Source organism: Mycobacterium sp., from assembly GCF_035653355.1.
In the GTDB taxonomy this organism is placed as follows: Bacteria; Actinomycetota; Actinomycetes; order Mycobacteriales; family Mycobacteriaceae; genus Mycobacterium.
Map to the genome: position 1 here is coordinate 1 of NZ_DASRBZ010000543.1, position 13765 is coordinate 13765.

The 13765-nt window shown below is 64.8% G+C and carries 16 protein-coding genes; 9 read left to right on the top strand and 7 right to left on the bottom strand.

Annotated elements, in window-relative coordinates; all coding sequences use genetic code 11:
- On the bottom strand, window positions 1–584 hold a 584-nt coding region (locus VFA16_RS18575), incomplete at its 3' end, for a TetR/AcrR family transcriptional regulator (protein WP_414687758.1).
- Between the two features lie 61 nt (window positions 585–645).
- Between VFA16_RS18575 and VFA16_RS18580 the strand changes: the two genes are divergently transcribed.
- Genes VFA16_RS18580 through VFA16_RS18590 form a run of 3 tightly spaced genes read left to right on the top strand, consistent with a single transcriptional unit; the run spans window position 646 to window position 3701 of the window.
- Window positions 646–1761: a hypothetical protein gene (locus tag VFA16_RS18580; RefSeq protein WP_324969227.1), complete on the top strand. Its 1116-nt coding sequence runs from the start codon at window positions 646–648 to the stop codon at window positions 1759–1761.
- Between the two features lie 2 nt (window positions 1762–1763).
- Window positions 1764–2795, top strand: a complete 1032-nt coding sequence (locus tag VFA16_RS18585; protein WP_324969228.1) for a phosphotransferase family protein — start codon at window positions 1764–1766, stop codon at window positions 2793–2795.
- 21 nt (window positions 2796–2816) lie between these two features.
- Entirely contained in the window at window positions 2817–3701 is an 885-nt protein-coding gene (locus tag VFA16_RS18590; RefSeq protein ID WP_324969229.1) for an alpha/beta hydrolase, read from the top strand.
- 8 nt (window positions 3702–3709) lie between these two features.
- Here the strand turns inward: VFA16_RS18590 and VFA16_RS18595 are convergent, their stop codons facing one another.
- Window positions 3710–4315: a TetR/AcrR family transcriptional regulator gene (locus VFA16_RS18595; protein ID WP_324969230.1), complete on the bottom strand. Its 606-nt coding sequence runs from the start codon at window positions 4313–4315 to the stop codon at window positions 3710–3712.
- Between the two features lie 110 nt (window positions 4316–4425).
- Here VFA16_RS18595 and VFA16_RS18600 point away from each other — a divergent pair, with 110 nt between their 5' ends.
- Entirely contained in the window at window positions 4426–5763 is a 1338-nt protein-coding gene (locus tag VFA16_RS18600) for a cytochrome P450 (protein ID WP_324969231.1), read from the top strand.
- 29 nt (window positions 5764–5792) lie between these two features.
- Window positions 5793–6260: a PaaI family thioesterase gene (locus VFA16_RS18605; protein ID WP_324969232.1), complete on the top strand. Its 468-nt coding sequence runs from the start codon at window positions 5793–5795 to the stop codon at window positions 6258–6260.
- A 3-nt stretch (window positions 6261–6263) separates the two neighbouring features.
- On the opposite strand, the gene VFA16_RS18610 is transcribed toward VFA16_RS18605, so the two are convergent.
- From VFA16_RS18610 to VFA16_RS18620, 3 genes are all read right to left on the bottom strand, one after another.
- A complete protein-coding gene (locus VFA16_RS18610; protein WP_324969233.1) occupies window positions 6264–7085 on the bottom strand; it encodes a class I SAM-dependent methyltransferase in 822 nt (273 codons plus the stop codon).
- Window positions 7086–7137: 52 nt separating this feature from the next.
- On the bottom strand, window positions 7138–8256 hold the full coding sequence (locus VFA16_RS18615) for an NmrA family NAD(P)-binding protein (RefSeq protein ID WP_324969234.1): 1119 nt from the start codon (window positions 8254–8256) through the stop codon (window positions 7138–7140).
- Between the two features lie 65 nt (window positions 8257–8321).
- Window positions 8322–9896 carry an MFS transporter gene (locus VFA16_RS18620; RefSeq protein ID WP_324969235.1) on the bottom strand — a complete coding sequence of 525 codons (1575 nt, stop codon included), beginning with the start codon at window positions 9894–9896 and terminating at the stop codon, window positions 8322–8324.
- A 78-nt stretch (window positions 9897–9974) separates the two neighbouring features.
- Here VFA16_RS18620 and VFA16_RS18625 point away from each other — a divergent pair, with 78 nt between their 5' ends.
- On the top strand, window positions 9975–10637 hold the full coding sequence (locus VFA16_RS18625) for a helix-turn-helix domain-containing protein (RefSeq protein WP_324969236.1): 663 nt from the start codon (window positions 9975–9977) through the stop codon (window positions 10635–10637).
- On the opposite strand, the gene msrA is transcribed toward VFA16_RS18625, so the two are convergent.
- Entirely contained in the window at window positions 10634–11143 is a 510-nt protein-coding gene (gene msrA / locus VFA16_RS18630; RefSeq protein WP_324969237.1) for a peptide-methionine (S)-S-oxide reductase MsrA, read from the bottom strand. The two genes, VFA16_RS18625 and msrA, sit on opposite strands and share 4 nt — an antisense overlap.
- Window positions 11144–11213: 70 nt before the next feature.
- On the opposite strand from msrA, the gene VFA16_RS18635 reads away from it, so the two are divergent.
- Together VFA16_RS18635 and VFA16_RS18640 are read left to right on the top strand one after the other, a co-directional pair.
- Window positions 11214–11720 carry a nuclear transport factor 2 family protein gene (locus VFA16_RS18635; RefSeq protein WP_324969238.1) on the top strand — a complete coding sequence of 169 codons (507 nt, stop codon included), beginning with the start codon at window positions 11214–11216 and terminating at the stop codon, window positions 11718–11720.
- Between the two features lie 49 nt (window positions 11721–11769).
- A complete protein-coding gene (locus tag VFA16_RS18640; protein ID WP_324969239.1) occupies window positions 11770–12786 on the top strand; it encodes an NAD-dependent epimerase/dehydratase family protein in 1017 nt (338 codons plus the stop codon).
- A gap of 20 nt (window positions 12787–12806) precedes the next feature.
- On the opposite strand, the gene VFA16_RS18645 is transcribed toward VFA16_RS18640, so the two are convergent.
- The gene (locus VFA16_RS18645; RefSeq protein ID WP_324969240.1) at window positions 12807–13424 is read right to left on the bottom strand and encodes a TetR/AcrR family transcriptional regulator; all 618 of its coding nucleotides are present in this window, start codon (window positions 13422–13424) and stop codon (window positions 12807–12809) included.
- Window positions 13425–13526: 102 nt separating this feature from the next.
- Between VFA16_RS18645 and VFA16_RS18650 the strand changes: the two genes are divergently transcribed.
- A partial coding sequence (locus VFA16_RS18650; RefSeq protein WP_324969241.1) for a hypothetical protein occupies window positions 13527–13765 on the top strand: 239 nt, incomplete at its 3' end.

Below are 13765 nucleotides of genomic sequence, written 5' to 3' on the forward strand. Positions count from 1 at the left end.
CCGCCGTCAGGATCGGGCTGCCACGGCGAATACGCCAGCGCGGTAAGGGCTTCCGCGGTCCGGTCACAGAAGCTCTGCGCGTCGCGAAGCCCGACCGTCAGCGCCCGGATGGCGATGGAGGCGACCATGAAGTCGAATACCGCATCGGCGCGCCCCTCGAGCCCGTCAGCGGCCAGCAGGTCGACGAGCTGGGCGCGAACATCCTCTTCGCTGCGCGACACAAGGCGCTCATACAGCGTCTCGTCGCGGTGATACGCCACCAGCAGACCGGGAATCGCCGCCCGGGTCACCGGGTCGGCCAACTGGACCAGGAAAGCCTCCACCCACGCTCGCACGTCGGCGCGCAGATCCCCGGTCGCGCGCGGCAGCGGTGCAGGCTGCGCATGACCGAATGCGGCGTCTTCGATCAGCGCTTCTCGGCGAGGCCAGCGACGGTAGATGGTCGGCGCGCCGACCCCGGCGCGCCGGGCCACCGCGGCGATCGTCGTCTGCTGATAGCCGACCTCGACCAGCAACTGCCGGGTCGCGGCCAGCACATCGCGATCCTTCTGCGGATCACGCGGGCGACCAGGTGCTACGGCCACGGATTCCACACCGCAAAACTACCCTAGTTTTATTACGTGGCGTACTATAACGTAATTGGCCATGTTGACGCCCCACGACGAGCTGCTGTGCCACCAGCTCACGACCACTTTCGACCACGTATCACAGAGCGATCTGCGGTGGACTGAACGCATTGTGATGTACGGCTTCGACAAGTCCGGCGACATCAACGTGATGACGGGCCTGGCCCGCTACCCCAACCGCAACGTGACCGACGCCTACGCGATGGTGACCCGACGTGGCGGCCAAACCACGGTGGTGCGGATGTCGACCGAACTGCGGCCCGACACCGGAGCGTTGGGCGCCTACACGGTGGGGCCGTTCACCTACGCAATCGAAGAACCGCTTAAGTGCGTGCGAGCCACGCTCGGGCCGAACGACTACGGGCTCAGCTTGGATCTGCGGTTGCGGGGCCAGTTCCCGGTGTACGAGCAGACGCCGGCGTTTCACCGCAGCCGGGGCCGGGTGCTCGAGGACGCGCGGCGCTTCTACCAAAACGGGGAACTGGAAGGCTGGATCCAGATCGGGGGAGAGCGCATCGAGATCGACCCGCGGCGGTGGTGGTTCGGCCGCGACCACTCCTGGGGCGTGCGGCACGGACCGGGCGGCGGCAGCCTGCCCGAAGGCGCGGAATTGCAGCCCGCCGAAATCCCCGACGGCGTGTTGTATTACATGGGAATCTTCCAATTCGACGACGAGCTGGTGCATTTCGCGCAGCGCGAGACCAGCACCGGCGAACGGTGGCAGTTCGAGGGAGACCTGCTGTATCCGCTCGACAGCGGCCGTGAACCCGGCAAGGTCATCGACGTCGAACACGACCTGAAGTTCCGCGACGAGCTGCGCGTCATCCGCTCCGGCACGTTCACCGTGCATCGCGGTGACCGCCGCATCAGCACCATCGACGTCACTCCGCTATGTGACTTCTGGCCCGGGCTCGCGGGCTACATGGAGGTCAACGGGTATGCCTCCGGCTACTGGCGCGGAACAGATTTCATCGACGGCTTCACGGTCGACACCGGCGATCTGGACGTGATCAGACCGGTGAGCATGCTCAGCGAAACATTGTGCGAAGTCCGAATGGACGGCAAGGTCGGACACGGCCTCGTCGAAATGGTCTTTATGGGCGCCTACCCCCGCTACGGGTACGCAGGCTGGTAACCGTGCCCCGACTGACCGCCGAGGAACTACCGACGGCGCTGGAACCCATAATGCGCAAAAAGATTCCAGGCGCCGACTCGGCGCGGATCGCCAACTGGAGACGAGCCGAGGGCGGGTTTTCCACCGAGACGTTCCTCTTCGACCTCCTCGGGGTGAGCGGCTCGTCACTGGGCCTGGTGTTTCGCCGCCCGCCTGAGTACGCGGTGCTGCCCGACTACGACTTGCGCAGGCAGTTTCTGACGATGCAGCGGCTGGCCGACTCACCGGTCCCAGTGCCGACTGTGCGGTGGATCGACGCCGACGGCGACGCGCTTGGCACGCCATACTTCGTGATGGACCGCATAGACGACGTCGTCACCGTCAGCGACTACCCGCCATATCACCAGTGCGGGATCTTCGCCGAGGCCGACGACGAAGGCCGCGCGGCGCTGTGGAACGGTTGCCTGGACATCATCGCGAAGGTCCACGCCGTCGACCCGGATCGCTACCGATTGGGCTTCCTGGCGCTGTCGCAGTTCGGCAGCACACCCCCGCAGCGGCTGGCGAACTTCCTTCGCTACGCGCTGAATTGGGCAAGCGGTGAGGCGCCGCTGCATCCCGTGTTCGCGCGTGCGCTTGATTGGCTCGACGCGCACCTGTACATCCCGGAGCGGGTCACGTTGTGCTGGGGCGACAGCCGGATGTCCAACGTGCTCTACCGGCACGACTACACGCCGGTCGCAGCGCTCGACTGGGAGATCGCCTATCTGGGTGATCCGGGCGGAGACGTCGCGTGGATGCTGATGACCGACTGGATCTCCAGCCCTTACGAGGGTCACGCGCCGGCGCCCGGCACGCCGAGCCGCGACGAAACGATCGACCGCTACCAGCGGTTGACGGGCCATCGGCTGACCCATATGCGGTTCAGCGACGTGACATCGGCGCTGCTGCTTGCGGTCGCGCTGGTCCGGTTGAACACCAAGCTTGCGATGGATGGTGTTGATCTGGCTGACATCTGCGCGCAGCGCGTCGACTTCGTGCTCGGCGGTGACTGAATTCGACTACGTTGTCAGCTCATGGTCAATTTGCCGGAGTTAGACGGTGTCGAGCACCGCTTTATCGACTTGAATGGTGGCGTAACGATTCATGTCGCCGACGCCGGTCCCGCCGACGGGCCGGCGGTGATGCTGGTGCACGGTTTTCCGCAGAACTGGTGGCAGTGGCACGGGTTGATCGGCCCGCTCGCCACCGACGGCTATCGGGTGCTGTGCCCGGACCTGCGCGGCGCGGGCTGGAGTTCGGCGCCGCGTTCGCGTTATCTCAAGAACGATATGGCCGACGACTTAGCGGCCGTTATGGACCGGCTGGGTATAGGGCCGCTGAAGCTGGTCGCCCACGACTGGGGCGGTCCGGTCGCCTTCATCATGATGCTGCGCCACCCGGCGAAGGTCAGCGGGTTTTTCGGGCTGAACACGGTGGGGCCGTGGACTTCTCGCAACCTGAGGACGATCCGACACTTGTGGCGGTTCTGGTACCAGATCCCGATCTCTCTGCCTATCATCGGTCCTCGCGTGATCGCGCATCCCAAGTCACGCTATTCCCGCATGCTGGTGTCATGGGTGGGCGCGGGGTTCACCCTGCCCGACGATGACCTGCAGCTCTACGCGGAATGCATGCGCGAGCCTGGGCATGCGGTCGCCGGGTCGCGCTGGTACCGCAGCTTTCAAACCACCGAAGCATTGCGCTGGCTGCGCGGCGAATACGACCATGCACGAGTCGAGGTGCCGGTTCGCTGGCTGCATGGCACGGGCGATCCGGTGATCACGCCTGATCTGCTGCGCGGATATGCCGAGCGCATAAGCGATTTCGAGCTGGAGCTGGTAGACGGCGTCGGCCACTGGATCGTCGAACAACGCCCCGAATTGGTGCTCGACCGACTCCGCAAGTTCCTCGAAACGTGATCGCCGCTTTACTGCCGCGGGCCCAGCAAGGCCACCGACGCATCGACGGCGGGTTCGATGATCTGGCGGATGTCGTGACCGTCTTCGACGGCGAGCGCGGTGAGCTCTCGCAGACCGCCCAACAAGATCACCGCCAACGGCGGTGTCAGCGCCGGCAGGCCGGCCCGCCGAAAGCCCGGACTGCCGCTCAGATCGACCAGCAGGTTGGTCAACAGCTCTAATCCCCGACGCTGCACGGGGCGCGCGGCGGCGCCAAGGGAAGGAAGCTCCCGGATCCAGCTCAACGTGATGGCCGGCCGAGACTCGATGCTGCCGACATACGCCTCGACCGCCTGACGGATCTGGTGCTGCCAATCGGCTTCGGGATCGACCGCCGCCCGGATCTCCTCGCTGAGCTGTTCGGTATCGGCGCGTAGCAGTTCCAAAAAGCACTGTTCCTTGCTGGGGAACTGGTCGTAGAAGGTGCGCTTGGAGGTACGCGCGTGCCGAACGATATCGGCGACCGTGGTGGCCCGGTAGCCCCGCTCGCCGATCGAGGCGGCGAGGCCGTCGAGCAGCCGCCGTCGAAACGGGTCGGCGTCGACCGGAGCCGCGTCGTCAGCCACCGCTGTCACGTCCGCGCCCCTTTCCGGTAGACCCTTGCCAGAACCTGGTACCACCAGGTACCGTACCCGAATAGACTGTGGTACACCGCGGTACCACGTAAGCGTTGGAGCGGAGCGCCATGAGGGAAGCAGCGAGCGTCGACGCCAAATCCGCCGCAGCGCCGACTGCGCTCAGGTTGCCACCGGCGGTCCCGGTCCCGAAACCAGCGCTGGGAGTCGCGTTCTCGCTGTCGCGGCGGTGGACCATGCGTCAACTGGTGCCCCGATACGGCAACGTGTTCACCTTCACCCTGCCCGTTTGGGGGCGCACCGTGGCGGTCGCGGATCCTCAGCTGGCCAAGCAGGTTTTCACCACCAGTCCGGAGGAACTCGGCAACATCCAGCCCAACCTGAGCCGGCTGCTGGGATCCGGATCGGTGTTCGCGCTCGACGGTGACGACCACCGGCGCCGGCGACGACTGCTTGCCCCGCCTTTCCACGGAAAGAGCATCAAGAACTACGAGAGCATCTTCGAAGAAGAGACACTGCGTGAGATTGCCGGCTGGCCCGAGGGCCAAGCGTTTCCGACGCTGCCCTCGACGATGCGGATCACGCTCAACGTGATCCTGCGGGCGGTCTTCGGCGCCTGCGGTGCCGAACTCGACGAGCTTCGGCGCATCATCCCACCGTGGGTCACGCTGGGATCCCGACTGGCGGCATTCCCCAAACCCTCACGGACGTACGGTCGTCATAGTCCCTGGGGCCGGCTGGCCGAGTGGCGGCGACAGTATGACGCCGTCCTCGACAAGCTAATCGAGGACGAGCGGGCGGACCCGACCTTCGAGGACCGCGCTGACATCCTCTCATTGATGCTGCGCAGCACGTATGAAGACGGTTCACCCATGTCCCGCAAGGACATTGGAGACGAGTTGTTGACGCTGCTGGCCGCCGGTCACGAAACCACCGCAGCCACGCTGGCATGGGCATTCGAACGGCTGAGCCGACATCCCGATGTGCTCGCGCAACTGGCCGACGAAGCCCAGACGGACAACAATGAACTGCGCCAAGCGGCCATCTTAGAGGTGCAGCGCAACAGGACCGTCATCGATTTCGCTGGTCGCCACGTCTGCGCGCCGGCTTACCAGCTAGGTGAGTGGGTTATTCCCCACGGGTATTCGATCGTCGTCAGCATTGCCCAGATACACGATGACGCTGAGGTGTTCCCCGATCCAGAGCGTTTCGACCCGCAGCGTTACATCGGCACCAAGCCACCCACCTTCGCCTGGATCCCGTTCGGCGGCGGCACCCGACGCTGCGTCGGCGCGGCATTCGCCAACATGGAGATGGACGTCGTGCTGCGAACCGTGTTGCGTCACTTCGTTATTGAAACTTCGACGGCTCCGGATGAAAAATGGCACGCACGCGGCGTCGCCTTCACACCCAAGCGTGGCGGCCGTATCGTCGTGCACCGACGTTGAAGTGGTAGCACCCGATTAGGATGCCCGCTATGAGTGCCGCCCCTGACGCCGCCCACCTTGTCGACATGATGAACGGCGCAATGCCATCCACCATCCCGACCGCCCACCAGATGGGGGTCCGAGTCGTTGAGGCGCGCCGCGGGTACGCCGCCGCCACCGTGCCCGCCGAAGGCAACGGCAACCACTTCGGCGTGGTCTACGCCGGCGTGCAGTTCACCGTGGCCGAAATCCTGGGCGGCGTCATCGCACTGAGCACCTTCGACAGCGCCAAGTACTTTCCGTTGGTCAAAAGTGTCGACATACAGTTCGTCGGTATGGCGCGATCGCAGTTACGCGCCGAAGCCAGCCTCGACGAGGAGACCATCGCACGTATCGAGGCAGAAGCCGCAGAGCGCGGAAAGGCGGACTTCACGCTGGCGGCGGTGGTGACCGACGCCGACGGCAAAACCGTTGCCACCACGCGAGGCCTGTATCAGCTACGCGGACATAGCCGATAATCGTTATCGCCCGGCGGTAGTTGCTCGTGCGATGCCTTGGATGGCTCGAAGCCGCCCATCGGCAAGGGCCCGCGTGAGGTTCTGGGCTTTCCGCGCAAAGTCAGGGACGAAGGCGTGCAATCCAAGTGGGCTCGGAGGCAGCGTCAGCAGCGCCTGCATCGTTGCGCTCGCCTGATCGGTCAGATCATTCCAGTGCTCGATCGTGAACCCCGAGGATTCGATGAGCGCGTGTAACCGGTCGGCAGTGGCCAGGTGGCTGACGCCGGGTTGGTCGGCCCACGGCAGCGGGTAGTCGAGTTCCCCGCCGTCGCCGGCCGCGATATCCCAGATGGCAAGCCGGCCTCCGGCCGCGAGTACCCGGCGGGCTTCCCGGTAGAGGCGCGACTTGTCGGCCACGTTCATCTGCACGTGTTGACTGAAGACGACCTGGAAGGTGCGGTCGAAAAAAGGCAGTTCGGTAACGTCTGCTTGCCGAACGGCAATCTGCTTGTCCAACCCGACAAGTCGGTTGAGCCAGTCGGCTGTTTCGCAGTAGTCCTCGGTCAGATCCACGGCGCTGACCATGCAGCCGCAGTGGTCGGCGACGTATCGAGCCGTACCGCCAATCCCGGTACCTGCGTCGAGCACTGCCTCTTCGGGTGTTATTCCCAACATGTCGACCAGTTGGCTCGTGGCAAGGCGACCCATGGTGTGGAAGTCTTCCAGCATCCACAGGTCTGCTGGCGCGAGGTGGTCGAGCTCCTTGCCGGCGGCAACGAGCGCCTGCTCGATATTGCGCCGGGATACGCCGGTCGAGTACTGGGTGGGGATTTGGGTGCTATACATCTCTGCTTCCTCGGGAAGGATTGGGGGAAAAGGGGGGTTCCGCACCATGCGGCTAGGCGGATGCCGGATGGGCCTGCATTGCCCCGAACTGATGCTGGGTCTGGACGGCCGATGCAGGGTGCTCGTTTCGCCAGACCGCGGATTGTCCCGAAAGCCGAGGATGCTCGGGCTGGGGGTGCTGCTGTCGTCGGTCAAAGCTGTCGAGACGGTGCATCGGCACGATCGCGACCAATAAGAACTCCCATAACCGGCCGATGAAATTGCCGGCAGTACGCCGGGAGTCCGGGCCGGTGACGTAGCGGCGTGCGATTGTCAGGAAGTCTTCGGGTTCAACGCCGGCGACATCGCGGACGTGAGTTGTCGGGCCGCCGACTTCCCACGTTCCCAGCGCGTACTCGGGCAGGTAGTGGCGCAAACTCGACTCGAAGAACAGATCCGCCCCGAGTCGCTTGGCGTTGACGCGGACGGCGCGCATGAACATCCAGTTAGGAATGTCGATGTGACGCACGCGGCGGCCCAACGCTTCACCCACCGCTTCGGCAATGTCGGCTCCGGACAACATTGTCGGCCCGGTCGGACGATAGGCCCGGCCGTCATGGCGTTGGGGGTCAAGCAACGCGCCCACCGCGACGCGCGCGATGTCTTCGTTGGAGGGGGGCGCATTACGGCCGGCCCCAGTCGGCACGGGCAACACACCGAGCTGGGCGGCCAGTGGGACAAGCTGCAGGTAGTTGTCGGCGAAGTACCCGGGGTCAACCGCGACGTGGGCGGTGTCCGGCAGCAGTTCGAACAGCCTGTCTGTCAGCCAGGCATGCCGGGTCATCAAAGAGGGATGCTCAGGGCTGGCCAGCCATTGGCCCAACGCCACAACTGCTTTCACGCCTGAGCGCCGCGCAGCCACGGCGAAGGCAACCGCACTGTCGAGCGCATGCGGGTGGTACGGGGGATTGAAATACAGCCGGTCGACGCCGTCCAGAGCGGCCTGAACCTGCTGGACGTCAAACATGTCGGCGACGACGACTTCAGCGCCCATGGCCCGCAAACGGGCACTGCGCGCATCGCTGCGGCGCACCATAGCCCTCGTGGGTACGCCCTTCTCCAACAGTTGGGCGGCGACCGCGCTGCCGATCCTGCCCGTGGCGCCGGTTACTAGCACGCGAGTGTTTGTCATCAGATTTCCTTTGCTAGGTTGCCGAGCGGCATATTTGGGACGTCTTTGTGTTGCATATCGATTCCTTACGCGGCGGCCTGAGCCGGTTCGGATTGCTCGCCGAACTCGGGTGCGGATCGGCGTGCCCGCGCGGGCAGCAGTCCCGCGACGACGACTGCGGCGGCCAAAGCGATAGCGGCACACACCAGTGAGCCGACCTGCATGCCGTCGAGGAAGGCGTGGTTGACGGCATCGCGAACGTCGGCAACTCGGCCAGCGGGAAGTTGTCCAATGACCTTATACGCGGCGGCCATTGAGTGTTCCATCGTTGACCGGGCGTTCCCCGGAAGCGCCCCGAGCGCCGGTGCGGAGCCGATGCGGCCGGAGTACACGGACGCGAACACGCTTCCCACGATCGCGACGCCGAGGGTGCCGCCCAGTTCGCGCGTGGTGTCGTTGACGGCCGAACCGACACCGGCCTTATCGGCGGACAGCGATCCCATAATCGCCTCGGTGGCCGGCGCGGTAGTCAGGCCGAGGCCGCCGCCGAGTAACACCATCTGCGCGGCGATCACCGTGTAGGGCGTGACCGCGTCGGCAGTCGACGCCCATGCTAGCCCGGCCGCGAAGATCGCGAGGCCCGCGGAAACCACCGCTGTGGTACCGATACGCTCTACCATCCGCGGGCCGACGACGCTGGCGACCGCGATCGAAATAGCGACCGGCAGTAACCGCACACCAGTTTCGAACGCGCTGTAGCTCTTGATGAATTGGAAGTACTGGGTGATGACGAAGATGAAGCCGAACAGGGTGAGGAAGCCCGCCGTCACCGCGAGGCTCCCGCCCGAGAATCGGCGGTTGGCGAACACCGACACATCGAGCATCGGATGCGAGCTGCGTCGTTCCCACAAAGCAAAAGCGGCGAGGACAACCGTGGCGATGCCGAAGCCCGTCGCGGCACGTGCGCTGGTCCAGCCCCAGTTGGGCGCCTCGATGACGGTGTAGACCAACGCGGTCACCCCGACGGCGGACAGGATCAGGCCGGGCATGTCGACCTTCGGGGCGGACGGATCGCGTGAGGTCGGAACAAAGAGGATGCCACCGAGGATGGCCGCCGCTGCAACCGGCACATTCACGAGAAATATTGATCCCCAGGAGAAGTGCTCAAGCAGCCAGCCGCCGGTCATCGGTCCGGCGGCGACGCCGACGCCGACCATCGCCGCCCACACGCCGATCGCTTTGGCCCGCGGTACGGGCTCGGTGAAGATGTTCGTGATGAGGCCAAGCGTGGTCGGGAAGATCACTGCGGCGCCTACCCCCATCGCGGCGCGCGCCGCGATCAGGGCGTCCGCCGAATTCACCTGCGCGGCCACGGCGGAGGTGAGTGCGAATGCGGCAAGCCCGCCACTGAGCCATCCGCGTCGGCCGTAGCGGTCGCTGAGGCTGCCCGCTGAGAGCAGTAGGCCGGCCATGACGAGGGTGTAGGCGTCGACAATCCATTGCAGCTGCGCGGTGTCGGCGTTGAGGTCACGCGAGAGCGTGGGCAGGGCGACGTTGACGATGGTGGCGTCGACGCTGATGACAAAGACGCTCAGGCAGATTACGGCAAGTGCGGCGACGGGATGGCCGCTGAACACGGTTTGACGGAGGTAAGTACGCATGGGAAGGACAGTAAACTGCATAGACAAATAAATCAAGTGGAAGATTGACTGGTCTGTCTGGATGGTAGAGTGGCTGGTGTGGCGGGAAGGAAGAGCTATAACCAGAACTGCCCGATAGCGCGCGGGCTCGACGTCCTCGGCGACCGGTGGACGCTGCTGATCTTGCGGGAGCTCATCGGAGGCGCCCGTCGCTACGCCGACTTGCGGGCGGCGCTTCCCGGGATCGCCACCAACCTGCTCGCTGACCGGTTGCGCGAACTAGAAGACGCCGGCTTGGTCGACCGCACCGAACTACCGCCGCCGATCGCCCGCACCGTGTACACCCTCAGCGAGACGGGCTGGCGCAAGGTACCGCCCGTGATTCAGGCGATCGCCACCTTTGGATTGGATCTGCTCGAACCCGCCGACAGTGCGCTCACGCCGCTGAACGGCTTTCTTTCCGGAATCCTCCTCGGCATCGACCCTGCCAGCCTCGGGGAGCTGTCCGCTTCTTATCGGGTCGAAATCGATGGGCGCCGTTTCGATTTCGGAGTGGCCAAGGACGGTCTCACCGCTCCCCAGGGTTCTCCAGCGGTCACCGTCACAGCAAGCGCGGCGGATCTGATCACCGCGCGTCTTGGGCGTACAGCCGCTGAGCGTAAGGCAGCGCTGCGGCGGTGGAAATTCGACGGCCAGGAGGACGCCGTCAAAGCGATGCGCACCGCTTTCAGGTTGGGAGATCCGGGGTTGTCGCAGGGCTAAACGCGCGCCCGTCGCGGCAGTTTCCAATTCGGCCGCGGGTAGTGGCAGGTGTACCCGTTGGGGTAGCGCTCCAGGTAGTCCTGATGCTCGGGCTCCGCCTCCCAGAACTCGCCGGCCGGGCTGACCTCGGTCACCACCTTGCCGGGCCACAGTCCAGATGCGTCGACGTCGGCGATGGTGTCCAGCGCGACCCGCTTCTGCTCGTCGTCGAGGTAGAAGATCGCGGAGCGATAGCTGGTGCCGACGTCGTTGCCCTGCCGGTTCTTGGTCGTCGGGTCATGGATCTGGAAGAAGAACTCCAGCAGGGCGCGGAAGTCGATGCGGTCTGGGTCGTAGATGATCTCGATCGCCTCAGCGTGCCCGGGGTGATTGCGGTAGGTGGGATGAGCGTTTTGCCCGCCGGTGTAGCCGACGCGGGTGGACACCACGCCGGGCTGCTTGCGGAACAGGTCCTGCATGCCCCAGAAGCAGCCGCCCGCCAGAATCGCCTTCTTCATATTCGTCATGGTTCAGCCTCCTCCATCCGAGCATAGGAAGTGCTCGACAAACGGAGGTAGAACGTGTTCTAGTTTTGACGTGACGACTCAGCGCTTCAGTCGCGCCGAACTGTCTGACGCCTTCAACGCATACGAGCAGACCGTGGCCCGGGCCGCCGAAACGCGGGATTGGGACCCTTGGGTTCAGCAGTACACACCGGACGTCGAATACGTCGAGCACGCGGCGGGCACCATGAAAGGCCGCGACGAGGTGCTGGTCTGGATTCGCAAGACGATGACGACGTTTCCGGGTAGCCACATGGTCGCATTCCCATCGTTGTGGTCGGTCATCGACGAGCTCACCGGCCGGGTCATCTGCGAACTGGATAATCCCATGGTCGACCCCGGCGACGGCACCGTGATCAGCGCGACCAACATCTCGATCCTCACCTACGCCGGCGATGGTTTGTGGCGTCGTCAAGAAGACATCTACAACCCACTGCGCTTCGCGCGCGCGGCGATGAAATGGTGCAAGAAAGCGCAAGAGCTCGGCACGCTCGACGAGGACGCCGCACGCTGGATGCGCCAATACGGAGGTGGCAAATGAGTCGCGCCGGCGACGATGCAGAGCGAAGCGATGAGGAGGAGCGGCGCGCATGAGTACCGCACCCAAACTCGTCATCGGCGCCAACGGCTTTTTGGGTTCCCATGTGACCCGCCAGCTCGTCGCCGACGGCGCCGACGTCCGGGCAATGGTGCGGCCCACTGCCAACACTCGCAGCATCGACGACCTGCCCGTCACCCGCTTCGAGGGTGATGTCTTCGACACCGCCACGCTGCGCGCAGCGATGGACGGCTGCGACGACGTCTACTACTGCGTCGTCGATACCCGAGCGTGGCTGCGCGACCCGTCGCCGCTGTTTCGCACCAACGTCGAAGGGTTGCGCAACGTCCTCGACGTCGCTAAAGAGGCCAAGCTGCACAGGTTCGTCTTCACCAGCACCTACGCGACCGTGGGCCGGCGCCGTGGTCGCGTCGCCAACGAAGACGACCAGATCCGCCGCCGCGGACTCACCCCGTATGTCCAATCCCGCGTCCAGGCCGAGGATTTGGTGTTGCGCTATGTCGCCGAGGAAGGGCTGCCGGCGGTCGCGATGTGCGTCTCGACGACTTATGGTGCCGGTGACTGGGGCCGCACGCCGCACGGCGCGTTTATCGCCGGCGCGGTGTTCGGCAAGCTGCCGTTTTTGATGGACGGCATCGAGCTGGAAGTCGTCGGCGTGGACGACGCCGCCCGGGCGTTGATCCTTGCCGCCGAGCGCGGACACAACGGCGAACGCTACATCGTCTCCGAACGGATGATGCCGCTGAAGGAGGTCGTGCGAATTGCGGCCGACGAAGCCGGTGTACCGCCGCCGCGGCGGTCGATCTCGGTGCCGGTGCTCTACCTGCTGGGGGCCATGGGCAGCCTGAAGGCCAGGCTCACCGGTAAAGACGCCGAACTGAGCCTGCAGTCGGTTCGGATGATGCGCGCCGAGGCGCATGTCGACCACAGCAAGGCGGTTCGCGAATTGGGCTGGCAGCCAAGGCCGGTGGAGGAATCCATCCGCGAGGCCGCGCGGTTCTGGATGGGGCTTCGCGACGCCAAAGGCAAGAGCGTGACTCCGAGCTGACGGTCGGACGACCGGAAGCTTTACGTCGCTCCAGACCGGTTCGGCTTTTGACGCAGCTTGGTCAGGCTATCGAATGCCTCGGTGAAGATAGCGGCGATGTCGCGGTCATTGGCGGTGGCGATGGGCTCTTTGTCGAGCAGGACCCGCAGCACACCGATGCCCAGCAATAGAGCTGCGACCATGTCGGCTCTAAGGCGCGGTAGGTCAGCCGTGATGCGTGCGGACAGGTTGCGGGTAAGGCCGGTTTCGATCTGCTGGTTGAGGCGTGCGACGACCTCGGGGTCTCCGCTGGAGCGCAGCAGTGCGAAGAGCGGGGCGTCGACATCGCGACGGGCTTGGAGCACTCGCTCGATCAATACATGTCCGACTTCGTTGTCGGCGGCGCTGCGGGCGGCGGGCACGTTATATGAGACATCGGTGGCTTCGGTGAAGAGCTGCTGCTTGGAGCCGAAGTAGCGTCGAATAAGCATCACGTCCACGCCGGCTTGCGCCGCGATCACCCGCAACGACGTGCCGCGGTATCCGTGTTGCAGAAACTGTTCTCGGGCTGCCTCTAAGAGTCGTTCGCGGGTAGCCGCGGCGTTGCGACGCCGCGGCGAGTTGGGTTCGGGTTTGTCGTCGCCGACTTGTCGCGCCATGCTGCCTCCACCATTTGTCTACGGCTGTAGACAGAATATGCGGATGATGTCTACAATCGTAGACATTGCGGGCCGATCGGCTGCTGAATGGGAGGCGTCATTGTGGCTGGAGTCATGCTCGTCAAGCAGAGAGTCGCCAGCATCGATCAGTGGAACAACGTGTTCAGTAACCCCGAGTTGGACGCCGTGCGTCGTCAACACGGCTTGGTGGTGACGGGGACCTTTGCCGACGCCGAGCATCCGAGCACCGTCATCGTCGTCATGGACATGCATGACCTCGGCAAAGCCCGCAAATTTGCGGCCTCCCCCGAGCTTGCGGCCGCTCGGGAGCAGGCAGGAGC

Coding starts and splice junctions, on each gene's coding strand:
- VFA16_RS18605 (WP_324969232.1), top strand. CDS start 5,793: ATGAGTGCCGCCCCTGACGCCGCCCACCTTGTCGACATGATGAACGGC.
- VFA16_RS18620 (WP_324969235.1), bottom strand. CDS start 9,896: ATGCGTACTTACCTCCGTCAAACCGTGTTCAGCGGCCATCCCGTCGCC.
- VFA16_RS18645 (WP_324969240.1), bottom strand. CDS start 13,424: ATGGCGCGACAAGTCGGCGACGACAAACCCGAACCCAACTCGCCGCGG.
- VFA16_RS18590 (WP_324969229.1), top strand. CDS start 2,817: ATGGTCAATTTGCCGGAGTTAGACGGTGTCGAGCACCGCTTTATCGAC.
- VFA16_RS18615 (WP_324969234.1), bottom strand. CDS start 8,256: ATGACAAACACTCGCGTGCTAGTAACCGGCGCCACGGGCAGGATCGGC.
- VFA16_RS18580 (WP_324969227.1), top strand. CDS start 646: ATGTTGACGCCCCACGACGAGCTGCTGTGCCACCAGCTCACGACCACT.
- VFA16_RS18600 (WP_324969231.1), top strand. CDS start 4,426: ATGAGGGAAGCAGCGAGCGTCGACGCCAAATCCGCCGCAGCGCCGACT.
- msrA (WP_324969237.1), bottom strand. CDS start 11,143: ATGACGAATATGAAGAAGGCGATTCTGGCGGGCGGCTGCTTCTGGGGC.
- VFA16_RS18640 (WP_324969239.1), top strand. CDS start 11,770: ATGAGTACCGCACCCAAACTCGTCATCGGCGCCAACGGCTTTTTGGGT.
- VFA16_RS18610 (WP_324969233.1), bottom strand. CDS start 7,085: ATGTATAGCACCCAAATCCCCACCCAGTACTCGACCGGCGTATCCCGG.